This is a genomic window from Virgibacillus necropolis (assembly GCF_044793635.1).
Taxonomy (GTDB): domain Bacteria; phylum Bacillota; class Bacilli; order Bacillales; family Amphibacillaceae; genus Virgibacillus_F; species Virgibacillus_F necropolis_A.
Genome location: NZ_CP084992.1, coordinates 453,015 through 469,794, shown reverse-complemented (window position 1 = coordinate 469,794; position 16,780 = coordinate 453,015). Strand labels below are relative to the sequence as shown.

General features: G+C 35.4%; 17 protein-coding genes and 3 pseudogenes. 17 read left to right on the top strand and 3 right to left on the bottom strand.

The features are described from left to right. Positions 1 to 109: 109 nt before the first annotated feature. From LG329_RS02395 to LG329_RS02375, 5 genes and pseudogenes are all read left to right on the top strand, one after another. Positions 110 to 907: pseudogene (locus LG329_RS02395) on the top strand (ribonucleotide reductase N-terminal alpha domain-containing protein); the annotation flags it as partial. Positions 908 to 1,220: 313 nt separating this feature from the next. Continuing rightward, a pseudogene (locus LG329_RS02390) lies at positions 1,221 to 2,381 on the top strand (ribonucleotide-diphosphate reductase subunit alpha); the annotation flags it as partial. A 282-nt stretch (positions 2,382 to 2,663) separates the two neighbouring features. Further along, positions 2,664 to 3,269: pseudogene (locus LG329_RS02385) on the top strand (ribonucleotide-diphosphate reductase subunit alpha); the annotation flags it as partial. Positions 3,270 to 3,413: 144 nt separating this feature from the next. Next, positions 3,414 to 3,827, top strand: a complete 414-nt coding sequence (gene mntR, locus LG329_RS02380; protein ID WP_404452991.1) for a transcriptional regulator MntR — start codon at positions 3,414 to 3,416, stop codon at positions 3,825 to 3,827. A gap of 79 nt (positions 3,828 to 3,906) precedes the next feature. Then, the gene (locus LG329_RS02375; RefSeq protein ID WP_404452990.1) at positions 3,907 to 4,794 is read left to right on the top strand and encodes a patatin-like phospholipase family protein; all 888 of its coding nucleotides are present in this window, start codon (positions 3,907 to 3,909) and stop codon (positions 4,792 to 4,794) included. Positions 4,795 to 4,825: 31 nt separating this feature from the next. Here the strand turns inward: LG329_RS02375 and LG329_RS02370 are convergent, their stop codons facing one another. Further along, positions 4,826 to 5,194, bottom strand: a complete 369-nt coding sequence (locus tag LG329_RS02370) for an SA1362 family protein (RefSeq protein ID WP_404452989.1) — start codon at positions 5,192 to 5,194, stop codon at positions 4,826 to 4,828. A 380-nt stretch (positions 5,195 to 5,574) separates the two neighbouring features. Here LG329_RS02370 and LG329_RS02365 point away from each other — a divergent pair, with 380 nt between their 5' ends. After that, positions 5,575 to 6,090, top strand: coding sequence for a YqhR family membrane protein (locus tag LG329_RS02365; protein WP_404452988.1), 516 nt, complete (start codon positions 5,575 to 5,577; stop codon positions 6,088 to 6,090). Positions 6,091 to 6,191: 101 nt separating this feature from the next. On the opposite strand, the gene LG329_RS02360 is transcribed toward LG329_RS02365, so the two are convergent. Next, entirely contained in the window at positions 6,192 to 8,270 is a 2,079-nt protein-coding gene (locus tag LG329_RS02360; protein WP_404452987.1) for an ABC transporter permease subunit, read from the bottom strand. A 328-nt stretch (positions 8,271 to 8,598) separates the two neighbouring features. Between LG329_RS02360 and aroQ the strand changes: the two genes are divergently transcribed. Genes aroQ through efp form a run of 3 tightly spaced genes read left to right on the top strand, consistent with a single transcriptional unit; the run spans position 8,599 to position 10,702 of the window. Continuing rightward, on the top strand, positions 8,599 to 9,030 hold the full coding sequence (aroQ, locus tag LG329_RS02355; RefSeq protein WP_404452986.1) for a type II 3-dehydroquinate dehydratase: 432 nt from the start codon (positions 8,599 to 8,601) through the stop codon (positions 9,028 to 9,030). A gap of 15 nt (positions 9,031 to 9,045) precedes the next feature. Then, entirely contained in the window at positions 9,046 to 10,107 is a 1,062-nt protein-coding gene (locus LG329_RS02350; RefSeq protein WP_404452985.1) for a M24 family metallopeptidase, read from the top strand. Positions 10,108 to 10,138: 31 nt separating this feature from the next. Continuing rightward, positions 10,139 to 10,702 carry an elongation factor P gene (efp, locus tag LG329_RS02345; RefSeq protein ID WP_404452984.1) on the top strand — a complete coding sequence of 188 codons (564 nt, stop codon included), beginning with the start codon at positions 10,139 to 10,141 and terminating at the stop codon, positions 10,700 to 10,702. A 45-nt stretch (positions 10,703 to 10,747) separates the two neighbouring features. Here the strand turns inward: efp and LG329_RS02340 are convergent, their stop codons facing one another. Beyond that, on the bottom strand, positions 10,748 to 11,353 hold the full coding sequence (locus LG329_RS02340) for a hypothetical protein (protein WP_404452983.1): 606 nt from the start codon (positions 11,351 to 11,353) through the stop codon (positions 10,748 to 10,750). Positions 11,354 to 11,513: 160 nt separating this feature from the next. Here LG329_RS02340 and spoIIIAA point away from each other — a divergent pair, with 160 nt between their 5' ends. The 8 genes from spoIIIAA to LG329_RS02300 are packed head-to-tail and all read left to right on the top strand — an operon-like array spanning position 11,514 to position 16,609. Further along, on the top strand, positions 11,514 to 12,470 hold the full coding sequence (gene spoIIIAA / locus LG329_RS02335; RefSeq protein ID WP_404452982.1) for a stage III sporulation protein AA: 957 nt from the start codon (positions 11,514 to 11,516) through the stop codon (positions 12,468 to 12,470). Beyond that, the gene (spoIIIAB, locus tag LG329_RS02330) at positions 12,436 to 12,948 is read left to right on the top strand and encodes a stage III sporulation protein SpoIIIAB (protein WP_404452981.1); all 513 of its coding nucleotides are present in this window, start codon (positions 12,436 to 12,438) and stop codon (positions 12,946 to 12,948) included. The genes spoIIIAA and spoIIIAB overlap by 35 nt, the downstream gene beginning before the upstream one ends. Before the next feature lie 19 nt (positions 12,949 to 12,967). Continuing rightward, complete coding sequence (gene spoIIIAC, locus LG329_RS02325) at positions 12,968 to 13,174, top strand: stage III sporulation protein AC (RefSeq protein ID WP_404452980.1); 207 nt, start codon at positions 12,968 to 12,970, stop codon at positions 13,172 to 13,174. A gap of 5 nt (positions 13,175 to 13,179) precedes the next feature. Further along, complete coding sequence (gene spoIIIAD / locus LG329_RS02320; RefSeq protein WP_404452979.1) at positions 13,180 to 13,572, top strand: stage III sporulation protein AD; 393 nt, start codon at positions 13,180 to 13,182, stop codon at positions 13,570 to 13,572. A 29-nt stretch (positions 13,573 to 13,601) separates the two neighbouring features. Continuing rightward, entirely contained in the window at positions 13,602 to 14,780 is a 1,179-nt protein-coding gene (gene spoIIIAE, locus LG329_RS02315; protein WP_404452978.1) for a stage III sporulation protein AE, read from the top strand. Between the two features lie 11 nt (positions 14,781 to 14,791). Continuing rightward, positions 14,792 to 15,412, top strand: a complete 621-nt coding sequence (gene spoIIIAF / locus LG329_RS02310) for a stage III sporulation protein AF (RefSeq protein ID WP_404452977.1) — start codon at positions 14,792 to 14,794, stop codon at positions 15,410 to 15,412. Then, on the top strand, positions 15,409 to 16,053 hold the full coding sequence (gene spoIIIAG / locus LG329_RS02305; protein ID WP_404452976.1) for a stage III sporulation protein AG: 645 nt from the start codon (positions 15,409 to 15,411) through the stop codon (positions 16,051 to 16,053). The genes spoIIIAF and spoIIIAG overlap by 4 nt, the downstream gene beginning before the upstream one ends. Positions 16,054 to 16,066: 13 nt before the next feature. After that, positions 16,067 to 16,609 carry a SpoIIIAH-like family protein gene (locus LG329_RS02300; RefSeq protein ID WP_404452975.1) on the top strand — a complete coding sequence of 181 codons (543 nt, stop codon included), beginning with the start codon at positions 16,067 to 16,069 and terminating at the stop codon, positions 16,607 to 16,609. Positions 16,610 to 16,780: the final 171 nt, after the last annotated feature.

Sequence of the window (16,780 nt, the reverse complement as noted above, 5' to 3'; positions counted from 1 at the left end):
ACAATATATGGTATTTGATTAAAAACATCTACACTATATATTGTTATTTTTGAATGGAATATGATAAAGTAGATTTAGACAAAAACAATTTTATATAGAAGGAGTGATGATGTTGTCGATTGCTGTTGCAGAAAGCAAGACGATTGATATTGTCCAGCTAAACAAAGATATTGAATCATTTCCACAAGTACATCAGATAACAGAGGACATGAAATTAACCCATAAAGGTGTATCACGATTAGTAATGTTAGATCGATATGCCTTTAAGGACACAGAGAAAAAAACGTTAAAAGAAGGGGACTTTGTCGTACTAACGGTAAAAGCAGATCCAAAGTTCCCTGCACGTGGGCTCGGTATTGTAAAGTCAATTAATTGGAACGAAAAGCTTGCTGACATTCAAGTGAACGAGGAGTTTGTTTCGGTACTGGATAATGAAACAGAAGCGGCTACAGGAGTCGTACAACGTTCGCTTGATGTGATTGACAAACCACTCGAAGTATTTTATGAACAAATTGCAAAACGAAATGCATCAGGGTTATCAAGTGTAGAACAAACAGAAGAAAAACAGCAGGAATGGTTTCACAAATTTAATCAAGAATTAGCAAATCTAAACTTTATTCCTGCTGGACGAGTTCTCTACGGTGCCGGTGCTGAAACGGACGTAACGTATTTTAATTGTTACGTAATGCCGTATATAAAGGATTCTCGTGAGGGTATCTCAGACCACCGAAAACAAGTGATGGAAATTATGTCACGAGGTGGGGGAGTAGGAACGAATGGATCGACCTTACGCCCACGAAATACACTTGCAAGAGGTGTTAATGGAAAATCATCAGGTTCTGTATCATGGTTAGATGATATTGCTAAATTGACTCATTTGGTAGAGCAAGGTGGATCAAGACGTGGTAAATAGTATAAGTGCCTCGTCTATAAACAAACCTCGTGAATTGCTGGAAACTCTTTTATGACATGTTGGCTACAACGTAACTGGAAACGGTAAGCGTGAATGCTTAAAAACAATATGTGGATAAAGACAATCAGCAGCCAAGCTCCGTATGGGAGAAGGTTCAACGACCATCGAAAGCACGTCTTTTAGACGGAAGTGAGTAGAGTAGAAATCAAGTGATTTCGAAGTGCGAGGACACTTAATAGGTGTAAGATATGGTCTGAACTCTAGGGTGACTTAGAGAACTGATTTTACGAATCAGTGTAACAAATTGGCCCAAATGATAATGTTAGTAGATTCACACCCTGACATTATTGAATTTATTATTTCAAAAATGCAGAATCCAAGAATTCTCCGATATCTAATCGAAAACACTGAGGATGAACAAATAAAACAGCTTGCACAAGAAAAGCTTAAATTCACCCCGTTAACTGAAACAGAAAAGGATTTATACCAGGGAATTGTAAACTATCAAAGCATTCCTGGACTTGGTGGTTTCACACAAGCGGCTATTAGGGAAGCACAGGAAAAATTAAATACTGGCGGAACGTATTCCGTCCATAATGCAGAATTTCTTACGGGTGCAAACATCTCCATTTGCTTAACTAAAGAATTAATGGCAGCAATTGATAATGACGATATGTACGAGCTGCGTTTTCCTGATGTTGAAAATTACAGCAAGGAACAAATGAAAGAATACAATGAGAACTGGCATGATGTCGGTGATGTTCGTAAATGGGAAGAAATGGGTTATGGCGTTCGCGTATACCGTCGGATTAAAGCCAAGGAACTATGGAACTTAATCAATATTTGCGCGACATATTCAGCTGAGCCAGGAATCTTCTTCATTGATAATGCTAATGAAAAAACGAATGCAAAAGCATATGGAGATCAGGTTGTAGCAACTAATCCGTGTGGTGAACAACCGCTAGCACCATATTCCGTTTGTAATTTAGCCGCTGTAAATTTAGCAGAAATGGCTGATCGAGATACCAGATCAATCAACTTTGAAAAACTTACTGAAACTGTTCGTACTGGTGTAAGGATGCAAGATAATGTAATTGATGCAACACCATATTTCTTAGAAGAAAATAAAAAACAAGCCCTTGGTGAGCGCCGAGTTGGACTTGGTGTAATGGGATTACATGATTTGTTGATTTACTGTGAAACCGAATATGGCTCAGTAAAAGGAAACGATTTAGTAGATCAAATTTTTGAAACAATTGCAACAACTGCTTATCGTACCTCGATTGAATTAGCAAAAGAAAAAGGCAGTTTTCCATTTCTTGTTGGAGAAACTGAGATGGAAACAAAATCGTTAAGAAACGCCTTTATAAATACAGGGTATATGAAACAAATGCCAGAAGATATTAGAGAAGATATAGTGAAATATGGTATACGGAATTCACATCTTTTAACTGTTGCACCAACGGGTAAAGTTATTGCCCCCTACGTCTGCAAAGATGTAGCGTAAACTTGGCTATATGCGGGAAACCCTCAGTATCCTTTCGTACTCGTGCCTTGCCAGCGCTAATAGGAGTAAAAATCGAAAGGTGGAGACAATCCGCAGGGAAGTCGTGGCTGACCCCTCAACGACTACACGCCGAGCAACCATAGAAAGAAACATGGTTGATGATATAGTCTGATCCTCATGGCGACATGGGGAGTGGGTACTGATAATCCCACCCTCTATTCTAAATAGAGAGTAACAAAAATGAGTACTGGTACAATGGTTGGAGTTTCTACAGGTCTAGAACCTTACTTCTCATTCACATATTACCGTAGTGGTAGACTAGGTAAGTTTATTGAGGTAAAAGCAGATATTCTACAAAAATATTTAGAAAATAACCCTGGACAAGATCCAGAGAATTTGCCTGAGTGGTTCATCACGGCAATGGAATTAGCACCAGAAGCGCATGCTGATACACAATGTGTAATTCAACGCTGGGTAGATAGTTCAATCTCAAAAACAGTTAACGCTCCACGAGGTTATACAGTTGATCAAGTAGAAAATGTATACCGCAGATTGTATAATGGCGGAGCTAAAGGTGGGACTGTTTATGTTGATGGTAGCCGTGATTCACAGGTACTAACACTTAAAGCAGAAGAAAATTCCTTTGAAGATAACACCGAAGAGGTTTCAGCACCAACAAAACCAAAAGTAGTATTGGTAGATACCGTTCATGAGTTGGAAAAAACGAATGTAACAATCGGGTCTGAGGTTGGAGATACATGTCCTGTCTGTCGTAAGGGTAGTGTAGAAGATATGGGTGGATGTAATACATGTACAAATTGTGGTGCACAATTGAAATGTGGTTTATAAAACACGAAACAAAGAACTAGCCCGGTTACTGGCTAGTTCTTTGCTTTTCGTAACACTTGTTTACAAATACATATTCATGTATCCTTTTTATAAGAAACAATGTTGCACACGCTAAAAATTTATTCACTGAAATGAGGAGATCACATGCCTACACCTAGTATGGAAGACTACATAGAGCAAATTTATATCTTAATGGAATCAAAAGGGTATGCGCGAGTTTCAGATATTGCTGAGCAATTAGCTGTTCATCCTTCCTCTGTCACAAAAATGGTGCAAAAGTTGGACAAAGATGAGTATCTAAATTACGAGAAATATCGTGGGTTTATCCTTACTCCTAAGGGCAAAAAAATTGGGGAGCGTCTTGTATTTCGCCATGAGTTATTGGAACAGTTCTTGGAAATAATTGGGGTGGACGCAGATAAAATATATGAAGATGTAGAAGGAATTGAGCATCACTTAAGCTGGAATTCGATTGATCGGATTGGAGAATTGGTGCAGTATTTTAAAGCAGATAAAAAAAGAGTAGATGATTTAAGAAAAATGGAACAAGAAAAATAAAAAAATTGTATTTGTCCACGGTTCTATTTCACTTTTGTTCCGCTTAAATATGTAAAAAGACACCATAAGGAGTTGACCAATGAAAATTGACGTTGTGTTCTCGGGTGGTGGGGTGAAGTCTTTTGCATTTTTAGGCGCATTACAAAGTATGAAAGCCAAGAATCTCGAACTAGAACGAGTTGCCGGTACATCTGCAGGTGCAATAGTAGCGGGATTACTTGCAGCCAATTATTCATTAAATGAATTAAACGATACGATCTATAATGTGAAATTAAATGAATTTATGGATCCTCCTCGACTAAGTAAGGTGATACCCCTAAGTAAGTGGTACTATCTGTATTATAAGTTGGGATTTAATAAAGGAGACCGACTGGAAGAATGGATTTACAATCGTCTTGCTGCAAAGAAGGTTTATACGTTTCGTGATATAAAGCCGGGTTATTTACGGATAGTAGTTAGTGATCTCTCACTTGGTAAACTAGTTGTAATCCCAGATGACTTAGAACGAGTATATGGTATAGATCCTGATCATTTCTCAATTGCAAAGGCTATTAGAATGAGTGCGGGTTATCCATATTTTTTTATGCCTAAGAGAATAGCTGGTAAAACAGCGAAAAAAAGTATTGTAGTAGATGGTGGTCTTTTAAGCAATTATCCGTTATGGATTTTTGATAAACCGAATGAACGGAATATTCGTCCAGTTTTAGGGATAAAGCTTAGTGATGATGTAGAAAATACGGAGCCAAAGAAGATTAAAAACGTTGTTGACATGTCTCATGCAATGTTCACGACAATGAAACAGGCACATGATATAAGATACGTCTCGACTTCACATCAAAAAAATACGATTTTTATCCCAATCAAACATGTGGAAACAACTAATTTTCATATTGATGATAATGTGAAAAAGCGATTAATTGAATTAGGGGAAAAGAGTGCTACTGATTTTTTGGCAAGCTGGCCATAAAGATAAATTCATAAACAAAAAAACGAGCATTTTAAAAAGTTGCTCGTTTTTTTCGTTTATTTCCATCAATTACGCGTAAATGTGTGGCACGTTTCGTTTTTCTTTTATTTTGTGGAGATTGCTTTTTCTTCGTATTACTTGAAATAGCATTATAATTATTGGAAGCATATTTTGACTTCGACTGTTTAACTGCGTTTTTGTATTTCTTCATATCATTCGATGATGCCCTTCTCCTGAAAAAGAAAACATAGATAACCGCGAAAATCGCTAGACCAATCCCAAGCATAATCATTATGTTCGTTAGGAAATTAACGGTATTGGTAAATAACTGTGTAAGTAAACCAATTCCAGCAAGACCTAGGATCACATATAGAAATACAGAAAATTTGTTACGAAACATCTTTTGTCCTCCTTTCAAATTAACGGGCAATTTATAGTACCTTATTATTCTTTATACCACTTTTAACTGGTTTTATAGCATCATTTTCTAAATATTTTTGTAAAGAATGACTTTAAAATCCTGATGCTACTACCCCATTAGAAGAAAGAATCGTTCGAAACGTCTTGCTACAATAGATTCTTTCCTTTCTAGCTCAAAATATTCAATACTATTACATTTCTTTAAACTCTGTACTAAAACTTTGTCGACCTATCAACTCCATTTTACTAGAAAACCTATTTATTCACTAGCTATGTTTATTAATTTTCTTACAAATTCCTAATAATATACATGATATGTTTGATTGGAATTGGTCATACTAAGGATGGAGGTGCATGTTTATGGAAAAAAATGAGAAGCTAGAACAAAATAAACAAGAAAAGTCTTACTCCTTATTGAGTAGATCATTGTTAACAGGTTTTATTGGAGGGCTTATTTGGAGCACATTTGGGATTATTCTGTATTATTTTAACTTCTCATCTGTTGGACCAACATCATTTTTACTACGATCATGGTTGAATGCAGAATGGACGAGTGAATGGTTGGGTGATGTAATTTCAATTGGGTTAATAGGGGTTATATCCATTGTAGTTGCATTAATATATTACGGTTTATTAAAAAAAATGAATTCAATGTGGATTGGCGCATCGTTTGGTATTGTTTTATGGGGAATCGTATTCTACTTACTCCAACCAATTTTTCCAAACATACCACCATTGAATGATTATGATAAAAATACGATTATTTCCACTTTATGTCTTTTCATTATATATGGAACTTTTATCGGCTATTCCATTTCTTATGATTATCAGGATACGGTTATACGTGGAAACAAACTGAAAAAAGAAAATGGATAAAACAGCTGTATAGACGGCTGTTTTTTTCTGTCATTAGGAAATCATAAAATTATGTGAGGTGGATTTTCCGAAATTAAATATGCTCAAAACAGGTGCCTTACTTATGCTTTTTTACGATGTTCTTGCTCTTGCTCTGATTCAATCAGCTGAAATTGCTCATGTGTTAAGACAGGCTCTTCTTGTCTAGTTGCTCTGTTCTTCCGCTGCTTCCATTTCCCAAGCTTAAAGATAACACCAACCTTCACTTGCTGTACCTCTTTTACGCCCTGAATGATTAACTGCATTGCAAAAATAGATAGCATAAACGCTAACAATACCCAGCCAAGTAAATGATATTCTCCAGCTTTAAATGCATACCTATTCATCGCAATTAAGCTAGACCAATCGTATGTTATCGATTGGGGCGGGGCTGCCATAGGACCAGTCTCAACAATCGTGCCTCCTAGAAACAGGTTATAAACTCCTAGATGCATAAAAATAAGCAGTACCTGAATAAATTGTTGCCCAAATAAAATAGTCATCCGTGGTCCAATATGTGGTACAACGTGACGCCAGAATATATGGAACTTGCTCCCACCAAGCACCTTTGCACTTAAAGTAAATTCATTTTCCAGTACCTGGATTATATCTTTACCGGCTAATACAGTTGTAAGTGGTACAACCAATATGGTTAATATAATTACCTCTACCACTATTCGCTGGGTTACTGTAGTTGCAAATTCAGTTCTAGCTCCAAAAACAATCATGCTTAATAATATATATGCGATTACGCTTAGTGGAACAAAATGAATCGAATCAACCATCTTACTAATCCATTGTTGTGTTCTTGACTTTAATCCGAATGCATAGATAACACCAAACACTAGACCGAAGAGAACTCTTAGCAACGCAATTATTAGCCCTACAATCAAGGTGTACTTTGCCCCGACTACTATTTGGTCGAATAAACTGTAACCATGACGATCAGAACCTAGCAGAAATGGCTCTGTTGGTTTGTGCGGTGGAGCACTTATTAACGTACCATCATCGGCAAATAAAAACTTCACTTGCTCAATATGATTATCTGCTGTAATGGAATAGTACAAGCTAAAGCTAATGAGAATGATAAAAAATAAACTACCTACAACAAATTTCCGGTTTTTCAGGTGTTTTAAAAACGTTATAAAAAACGATAGGACCGGGCGCCAAAATCGCATTTTTCGTATACTCAATTGTTTAAACCAAAATAAAATATTACTCCCTTTTCGTTTTATCCATCCGTCAATTTCAACAGGTTGCCACTTATTCCACCATCGTTTCTTTTTTTCAATAGAGTATGTATGTAATTCATCTGGATTTATCCAAAGTTCGATGATTTGAAAGAAAAAGTAAAATGGCGTAAAGATCATAAACAGTGAAATAGCACTATTAATTGGTACTAAATTTTCCACTAGAAAGTAAGTAAACCCATTTATATTATACAGACGTTCAATAACAAACTGGCTTGATAAGGTTGCCCAAATAATGATTTTCATATGTTGAAAAGAACTTGGCATAATATTTTTCAGGACATGCCTAGTAATAATTCTAAGTTTCTTAATTCCTTTGCTTCGCAGGAAATGTACATAATCCTTTAATAGTTCTTCTTCTATCATAAGCAGTAAAATTTTGAACATTGAAACCATCGGAAGAATCGAAAGTGTAATAATTGGTGCCAGGTATGCTCGTTCTTCGCCTAATGTCGCGACACGAAAGATATCAACAGCAAATGTTTTATAAACATAAACAGAGAGCATTTGTAATCCAATTGCAATTACAATATCGGGGACAGATTCTAAGAAGTCGAGAACTCGTTTAACTGGATTAAGGATTACCTTAGGGAAGAAGTTAGCTGTTATTGCTAAGATGAATGCCATTGAAAGCCCAATAAGTACCGCTGCTATTAGAATTTGCATGGAATAAACATAAGGCCCCCAAAGTACCTCAAGCAACGGCACTTTAACCACATTTATTGTCCACGGTAGAGAATATAGCCAAGTTTCAGGATTAAATAGTTTCTCGATAAAGCGATAGATTAGATCAACTATTCTAATCGGGTTCCAGATATCACTGTATAAAATTAACGGCGTAATACAGATACTTAAAATACCTACAATTCCAATTAAATAGAAAGAAAACATCCTTACTATTCGCATAAACATAACGTAACCCCCATTGTAGCCTGACTCTTTTTGTTATCGTCCATTATAAATCAAATATTTCTATATAATTTGATTGTTTTTTTAATATTAATATTATTTGTAAATTAATTCAATGTTATTTCACCATAGTTTCCCAGTTATATAAATTTGAGAAAGTTTCTTAGCCCCAATTGTGATTTATTGGACAATATTATATTTTTTTTAGTAATAAATAATGTACTTAAATGCGCCATTTGTATATATTTGTATAAAACATAAATGATAAAATATTATGTTTATGATAAACTAAAAAAAGTCCAATGTTTATGATGTAAGGGGTATGATTCTTATGAAACGTCTATTGTTGCTAAATGGTCCAAACTTAAATATGTTGGGGAATCGTGAAAATGATGTATATGGTGATTTCTCATTAGCGGATATTGAGGAATCCATAGAACGTCTAACAAAAGAATGTGGCTATGAATTAGAATGTTTTCAATCGAATCATGAAGGGGAATTAATTGACAAATTACAAGATGCAAACGGTCAATTTACGGGTGTTATTTTTAACCCCGCTGCATATACGCATACAAGTGTAGCGCTTCGTGATACCATTAAGGCGATAGAACCCCCGGTTATTGAAGTACATATTTCAAATGTTCACCGCCGTGAAGAATTCAGAAGTAAATCATTGCTTGCTCCGGTTTGTTATGGTCAAATAGTGGGGTTAGGAATAAAAGGCTATAAATTAGCTGCAATGGCACTTATTGAAAAAGAATAGAAAGGAATGGATGAAATGAGTAAAATAGAAAAATTAAGAGCATCATTATCTACAAATAATTTAGATGCAATTATTATTACAAATCCTTATAATAGAAGATACATAACTGGTTTTACCGGCACAGCTGGTGTAGCAATTATCAGTTTGAAAGACACTCGTTTTATTACTGATTTTAGATACACGGAACAAGCTAACGAACAAGCAACTGAATTTACAGTTGTCGAACATAAAAAAAGCATAATTGAGGAAATTAGCAATCAATTAAACGAATTAAACGTTTCACGTGTTGGTTTTGAAAAGACCCATATGACATATGCTACATATGAACTCTATAACAAAACAATTGATAAGGAATTAATACCTGTTAGTGGGATTGTAGAGAAACTTCGTTTAATCAAAACTAGTGAAGAGCTAACTATTTTAAAAGCTGCCGCGAAAATTGCTGATGATGCTTTTGAACATATTCAAAGCTTTATAAAGCCAGGGGTTAAAGAAATAGATGTTTCAAATGAGTTGGAATTTTTCATGCGTAAACAAGGCGCTACTTCCTCAAGCTTTGATATTATCGTTGCATCAGGCTATCGTTCTGCACTTCCACATGGTGTAGCATCTGATAAAAAAATTGAAAGTGGAGAACTTGTTACTTTGGATTATGGTGCCCTCTATCAAGGGTATTGCTCTGACACAACTCGTACGGTTGCAGTCGGCGAGATAAGTGATGAACTAAAAACAATATACAACACCGTACTTACTGCACAATTAAAAGGTGTTGAAGGAATTAAACCCGGTATTACAGGAGTACAAGCTGATGCACTAACTCGAGATTATATTACCGAAAAAGGCTATGGTAAATACTTCGGCCATTCAACTGGACATGGTGTTGGATTAGAAGTACATGAAGGGCCAGGATTATCGGTTAAATCGGAAACAACACTAGAAGCAGGTATGGTTGTTACTGTTGAACCAGGCATTTATATTCAAAATGTAGGTGGATGCAGAATTGAAGATGACGTGCTGGTTACAGAATCTGGTCATGAGCGTTTAACTCAAGCTTCTAAAGAACTAATACAGTTGTAAGTAACGGTTTGCAAAAAGGAGGATTTATGGAATGATTTCAGTTAATGATTTTAAAACAGGCCTGACTATAGAAGTTGATAATGGTCTATGGCAAGTTATGGATTTCCAACATGTTAAGCCAGGAAAAGGTGCAGCATTTGTCCGCTCAAAGTTACGAAACTTACGTAACGGAAATATTCAAGAAAAAACATTTCGTGGTGGAGAAAAGGTTGAGAAAGCACATATTGAAAATAAAAAAATGCAGTACCTGTATGCATCTGGTGATATGCATGCATTTATGGACTCAAATACGTACGAACAAATCGAATTACAACAAGAGCAAATTGAAAATGAATTAAAGTTTATGAAAGAAAACATGGAAGTAAATATAATCGCCCATGGAGAAGAGATTCTTGGTGTTTCCCTTCCTAATAATGTTGAATTAGAAGTTACAGAAACAGAGCCTGGAATCAAAGGTGACACAGCGAGTGGCGGTACAAAATCTGCAACCCTTGAAACAGGCATTACTGTGCAAGTGCCATTTTTCATCAATAATGGTGAGGTATTAGTTATCAGTACTTCGGATGGGAAATATGTTTCAAGAGCAAATAAGTAAAACTAAAAGAGCAGTCCAACTTGGGCTGCTCTTTTAGTTTGTTTACTATTGTTTTATTTGTTTAATCATTGAATTTGCTATTTTACTAATTTTTTCCTCTGTAATGGCTTTCCCGCTTTTTTCAGGTTTATACCTCACAGTATATTGAATCTTCTCATCGACCGTCACCCAGCTTAGTTCTGTTTCTGATTCTTCTGTAGAATAATAACCTTGTACACCGCTTTCTAATTTTACCTTCTCAGCATTTGCCCCAAATAATGGTTTTTGTCCATCTACATCAAAAGCTGTAATGTGAATTCTTGGGAAACTATTTTTTGACTTCAATATAATATCGAAGTTGGTTTTAACCCCAGGTGGGAGTACCCCTGTAGCTAATGTAAAAACATCAACAGCATCGACTACAAAAGGAATCGTATTCATTTGTGGAACGGTTACCCTCTTTTGAAACTCTTGGGGTAGATTTCTCCATTTTTCTTTTACCTCAGCATTCTTACTCATTAAACTTTGTAATGGATCTTCTGAAGTGGATTCTTCAGATGTTTTAGATGTATCGGATGACTCCTTAGAATCTGAAGTTTCGGCTTTAGGGCTACACCCTATAACTAAAATTGCTAGCAATAGAATTACAATTACATTTCTTAAATTTCTCATAGTACCTCCTAGAAGCTTGTATATATAAGTGTAAATATAAGTTTAACATATAACATAATTCTGATAAATACAAATCTGATCTTTTTCTTCATATGTAAATTGTCATATCTATCATTCATGAACATATAAATACTATAAACGATAGTAAGGTGATTAGTTTATGGACGAGATATTACGATTATTCCCAGACAGTATTAAAGAAGCTATTCAACGAAAGGTGCAAAATCGATGGAGTGAGTTACAAGAAATTCGTTTTCGTCTTAACCAACCAATCGAGTTAATCTATGGTACAAAAATTGAGTGGATCTATCATGATATTCCCGATAGTCAGGATGGTATTTTTGTGCTGAATCAGTTAAGTCATTTTTCCTTATACCGAATGGAGGACGAGCTTCGGGAGGGTTATATAACGATTGAAGGAGGACATCGAGTTGGCCTTGCTGGAAAAGTAAACACATTAGGTGGAACAGTCAAAGCTATCCAACACATTACATTCTTTAATATTAGAATCGCCAAACAAAAGCTAAATGTGGCCTCGCCTATAATCCCTTATCTTTATAAGGAACAATACATGAATACACTTTTCATTGGATCACCTCAAACAGGAAAAACAACATTAATACGAGACGTTGTTCGTTTAATTGCTACCGGGTGGAAGGATATTCCTGCCAAAAAGGTGGCCGTAATTGATGAACGTTCGGAAATAGGTGGTTCTATTAAGGGTGTTCCTCAACATAATGTAGGGATAAGAACAGATTTAATGGATGCTTGTCCTAAAGCTGAAGGAATGATGATGATGATTCGCTCCATGTCGCCAGATGTACTTGTCGTTGATGAAATTGGTAGTGATAAAGATGTACAAGCGTTAATGGAAGCTATTCTAGCTGGAGTGGTTGTGATTTGTTCCGTTCATGGACAAACACTTCAAGAAATTAAGAAACGACCATCGCTTCAGCAACTGTTTCAACAAGATGTATTTAAGCGTTTTGTTCTTTTAGAAAAACAACAACAACCTGGATTTGTTAAATCTATTTATGATCAAAACGGTATCAATATTTTACAAAAAAAGAGGAGCTTTTCGCATGGCGTGGATAGGAGCACTTCTATTCATAGGTAGCACATCTTGGATAGGATTTGAAATAAGCAATAGGTTACGTGAGCGCCCAAAGCTCATTCGCCAGTTTAAGAATGCTTTACAAATATTAGAAGCTGAAATCTTATATAGTCAGTTACCGCTTAAAGATGCATTTGATAGTATTGCGAAACAATTGCCAAATCCGACGGGGGCTTTTTTTCAGAAGCTAGCACATAACTTAGATGAAAATAAGACCGACTTGTATAGTGTCTGGAGTCATCATGTAAATGAACTTAAACAAACTACTGCAATTGGTAAAAACGAAAAAGAAATTTTAAAACAATTTGGTAGAACTCTTGGTCAACATGATTTTGATCAACAACAAAAGCATATCCAATTAGCCGTACACCATTTAGACCGGGAATTAGAAGAAGCGCGAGATAACGAGTTTAAATATAGTAAAATGGCCAAAAGTTTAGGTCTGTTATGTGGTTTATTTATTGTCCTTCTTCTCATATAGAAAGGAAAGGGGTACATCAATGCTTACGGATGCATCCATATTATTTCAAATAGCTGGAATCGGAATTATAGTTGCCTTAATACACACCATTTTAAAGCAAATGGGAAAAGAAGAAATTGCTCAGTTTGCCACACTGGTTGGTTTCATTATTGTTCTCATAATGGTTGTTAATGGTTTAGCAGATCTATTTCAACAAATTAAATCCGTATTCCTCTTTCAAGGATAGATAAAATGGACATATTACAAATCGTTACGTTAGGAATTATATCAAGCCTGCTGTTTATTATTTTAAAAGATCAGCATGCATCCATTGCTTACCTTTTACTCATTCTTACTGGAATCGTTATTTTATCCGTAGTTATTACACAAATTGGTTCCGTACTAAAATTAATTGAGTCTCTTGGAGAAAAAGCTTCTATTGACGGTATTTATATGGAGACAATACTTAAAATCATCGGGATTGCATATATCGCTGAAATAGGTGCAAATATTACCAGAGATGCTGGTCTTTCATCCATTGCCTCCAAGATTGAGCTTGCCGGGAAAGTATTTATTTTGATATTAGCAGTACCAATCATTTCAGCTGTCATAGAAGCAATATTGAATTTTTTACCAGTGACATAGAGATCAAGGAAGGGAGTAGTAATAGATGGATGAGATGTTCTAAATTTATAGTAATTACTTTAGCCGTTATCATGGTTTTATCCTTTGCAGGTCCAGTATCAGCATCCAAAACCACCTCTATTACTGATATTGAAAGAGATGTATTGGACAAGGTGTCACTTGAAGAGATACAGCATCATTGGAATAAATTAATCGGGGATTATGGTGGTTATTTACCAGCCTTAGAAAAATCAAGTTTATATGAGTTTGTTAAAAACAATGGCTCATTTTCTGTGAAGAACACACTTCTAGGTTTAGTGGAATATTTATTTCATGAAATTATAGTAAACGGAAAACTCTTAGGCATGTTATTGATGCTAACACTTTTTTCCGTTTTACTACAGACTATGCATACAGCTTTTGAACGAAGTGTGGTCAGTAAAATAGCCTATTTCACGGTTTATCTTGTATTGCTTTTTATTGCGATCAATAGCTTTTATTTAGTTTTTTCCTACACAAAGGATGCCATCGATGCCATGAGTAGTTTTTTAATTGCTCTACTACCTTTAATTCTAGGTTTAATGGCAACATTTGGAAGTCTGATTACCGTATCTTTTTTTCATCCAATAATAGTTTTTTTAATCTTTGCTAGTGGGGTGCTAGTTTCTAATTTTGTTTTACCGTTGTTGTTTTTATCAGCATTGTTACTGATTGTCAGCAGCCTAACTGAGAGCTACAAGGTCACGCACTTGGCGAGTTTACTCAAATCACTTAGCTTGGGTGTGTTGGGAGTTTTTCTAACAATATTCTTAGGTGTTTTATCTGTTCAGGGGGCTGCCAGCGCAATACAAGATGGGGTTGCCATGAAGACTGCGAAGTTTATCACTGGAAACTTTATTCCTATTGTAGGTAGAACCTTCACGGATGCAGCAGATACCATTCTAAGTGCATCTTTATTACTCAAAAATTCAGTTGGGATCGTTGGATTAATAGTAATTGTGTTGATTGCTTTATTTCCAGCACTAAAAATATTTGCAATTGCTTTTATCTATAAAATAGCTGCAGCCGTATTACAGCCTTTAGGAGATGGACCAATCATTACTAGCTTAAATGTGATAAGTAAACACATCATGTATATTTTAGCTTCGTTAATAGCCGTTACACTAATGTTCTTCCTTGCAATCGTAATCCTGGTGGTGGCTGGAAATATCACGTTAATGCTGCGATAAGGGGGCTATACATGGATGCCATCATAAATTGGATCACACAAATAATCGTATTTATGCTACTTGCAACGGTTGTAGAATTACTCATTCCTGCAACATCCATGAAAAAATATATAAAATTAGTAGTAGCGTTAATCTTAATCTTAATTTTTTTAAAGCCTATTTTTTATTTATTTCATATAGATGTCAAAAGCGCTTTAACTGCAACGTATGAAAGGCTTGAGAGCTTTAATACAAATGATAAAGATATAGAAAGTTTAATAGAATTTAAAAAAAATGAAATACAAGACAAACAACTTGCATATATTGAAGAACAAATGGCTGTCCCACTAATAGATCTTGCTAAGACCCCTTTACTAGAATCCTATCAAGTAGCTATAACAGACATGGAACTTTCATTCGCATCAGAAAAAGGATCAACGTATGAAGATTTAGAGGAAGTCATTGTTTATATAAATCACGCAGAAGAAAGTGAGGAGGATGTAGACATTGTCGACGAAGTGGTTATCAACTCAGACACTCCAGAAAGTACGAAGGATAGCCCAGATTTAAAAGAAGTAGAAAACCTTTTACGAGACATATGGGAAGTTGAAAATAAAAAAGTAACTGTCATCTGGAAAGGGGGGACATCTTGAAAGAGTTTATAAAAAAATATTTTCAAAATCCAGAAGGGGAATCAACAAAAAAGGCTCCCGTTAAAAAGAGTAAATATTTAATTGTAATTGGAATAACCGGATTATTATTACTCATCATCGGAAATGTCTTTTCTAATTCATCAACAGAATCTAATGAAAATCCAACAATTGGTAACACAGTTGTCACGCAGCAAGAAGAAACGAAGCCTACTTTTAGTGAAAAGAAATCCACCACTTCGAATGTGAAAGATTTGGAAGCAAGTTATGAAAAAGAGTTACAGGATCTATTGGATAAAATTAAAGGGGTTTCAGAGGTTGAAATCATGGTAAACCTTGATTCAACTAAGATAAAAGTTTACGAGAAGAACCTTATAACAGGTAAACAAACTACAGATGAAACTGACAAGAATGGTGGTACACGTGAAATTGAAGACTATACCAAAGAGTCTCAAGTAGTGCTCGTACGACAGGGTGATAAAGAAGTACCTCTCTTAATACAAACAAAAAAGCCTGAGGTTAGAGGGGTCTTTGTAATAGCAAAAGGTGTTGACCATGCAACGGTTAAAAAATGGGTTGTAGAAGCTGTTTCGAAAGTGCTAGATGTTCCAACACATAGAGTTTCAGTAATGTCAAAAAGTTAGGGGAGATTAATTTATGTTAAAAAAACAAACTGTATGGTTATTGACAATGCTCAGCTTGATGATTGTTTTAAGTGTTTACTACATTACTTCACCAGAAATGGGGGATCAAGCATTTATTAATGATACGGAATCAGACGACGAGGTAGTAACTACTGAGGGTGCAAAGGATGAAGCACAAGTTGATATTTCAAATGACGGACAAGATCAATTATTCACATCGATTCGTATGGAGATAGAGAATACACGTAGTGAGATAAAAGACAGACTGCAGGATGTAGTAGCTTCAAGCTCGGCGTCTACAGAGGAGAAAAACGAAGCTCTTAATGAAATGGATGTATTGGATAAATTAGCAATGAAAGAATCTGTACTTGAGGAATCAATCCTGGGCGCTACGGAATACCAGGATGTGTTAGTAAAATCTGATGGTAAGCAAGTACAAGTACATGTAAAATCAACAGATGAATTATCAAAACAAGAAACCGTGCAAATCATGCAAAAGGTTAAAGATGAATTTGGTAGTATCCCGGTTATAGTTGAATTTAAATCAGCTACCTAAGAAATAATCCTTTAAAATGACTCCAGTCTAAAAACTGGAGTCATTTTAATTTTATGGTAAACTATTCGCAAACAATTACTATAATTGATATAATAACACTTATGAAAACGTTTTATGTAATGATTCCAGTAATGGGTTGAAGTTTTTATATGGTTTAGCGTAAAATGTTAA

What these genes read in the sequence shown, in the direction of transcription:
- mntR (WP_404452991.1), top strand. Translation starts at nt 3,414, where the DNA reads ATGCCTACACCTAGTATGGAAGACTACATAGAGCAAATTTATATCTTA.
- LG329_RS02375 (WP_404452990.1), top strand. Translation starts at nt 3,907, where the DNA reads ATGAAAATTGACGTTGTGTTCTCGGGTGGTGGGGTGAAGTCTTTTGCA.
- LG329_RS02370 (WP_404452989.1), bottom strand. Translation starts at nt 5,194, where the DNA reads ATGTTTCGTAACAAATTTTCTGTATTTCTATATGTGATCCTAGGTCTT.
- LG329_RS02365 (WP_404452988.1), top strand. Translation starts at nt 5,575, where the DNA reads ATGGAAAAAAATGAGAAGCTAGAACAAAATAAACAAGAAAAGTCTTAC.
- LG329_RS02360 (WP_404452987.1), bottom strand. Translation starts at nt 8,270, where the DNA reads ATGTTTATGCGAATAGTAAGGATGTTTTCTTTCTATTTAATTGGAATT.
- aroQ (WP_404452986.1), top strand. Translation starts at nt 8,599, where the DNA reads ATGAAACGTCTATTGTTGCTAAATGGTCCAAACTTAAATATGTTGGGG.
- LG329_RS02350 (WP_404452985.1), top strand. Translation starts at nt 9,046, where the DNA reads ATGAGTAAAATAGAAAAATTAAGAGCATCATTATCTACAAATAATTTA.
- efp (WP_404452984.1), top strand. Translation starts at nt 10,139, where the DNA reads ATGATTTCAGTTAATGATTTTAAAACAGGCCTGACTATAGAAGTTGAT.
- LG329_RS02340 (WP_404452983.1), bottom strand. Translation starts at nt 11,353, where the DNA reads ATGAGAAATTTAAGAAATGTAATTGTAATTCTATTGCTAGCAATTTTA.
- spoIIIAA (WP_404452982.1), top strand. Translation starts at nt 11,514, where the DNA reads ATGGACGAGATATTACGATTATTCCCAGACAGTATTAAAGAAGCTATT.
- spoIIIAB (WP_404452981.1), top strand. Translation starts at nt 12,436, where the DNA reads ATGGCGTGGATAGGAGCACTTCTATTCATAGGTAGCACATCTTGGATA.
- spoIIIAC (WP_404452980.1), top strand. Translation starts at nt 12,968, where the DNA reads ATGCTTACGGATGCATCCATATTATTTCAAATAGCTGGAATCGGAATT.
- spoIIIAD (WP_404452979.1), top strand. Translation starts at nt 13,180, where the DNA reads ATGGACATATTACAAATCGTTACGTTAGGAATTATATCAAGCCTGCTG.
- spoIIIAE (WP_404452978.1), top strand. Translation starts at nt 13,602, where the DNA reads ATGAGATGTTCTAAATTTATAGTAATTACTTTAGCCGTTATCATGGTT.
- spoIIIAF (WP_404452977.1), top strand. Translation starts at nt 14,792, where the DNA reads ATGGATGCCATCATAAATTGGATCACACAAATAATCGTATTTATGCTA.
- LG329_RS02300 (WP_404452975.1), top strand. Translation starts at nt 16,067, where the DNA reads ATGTTAAAAAAACAAACTGTATGGTTATTGACAATGCTCAGCTTGATG.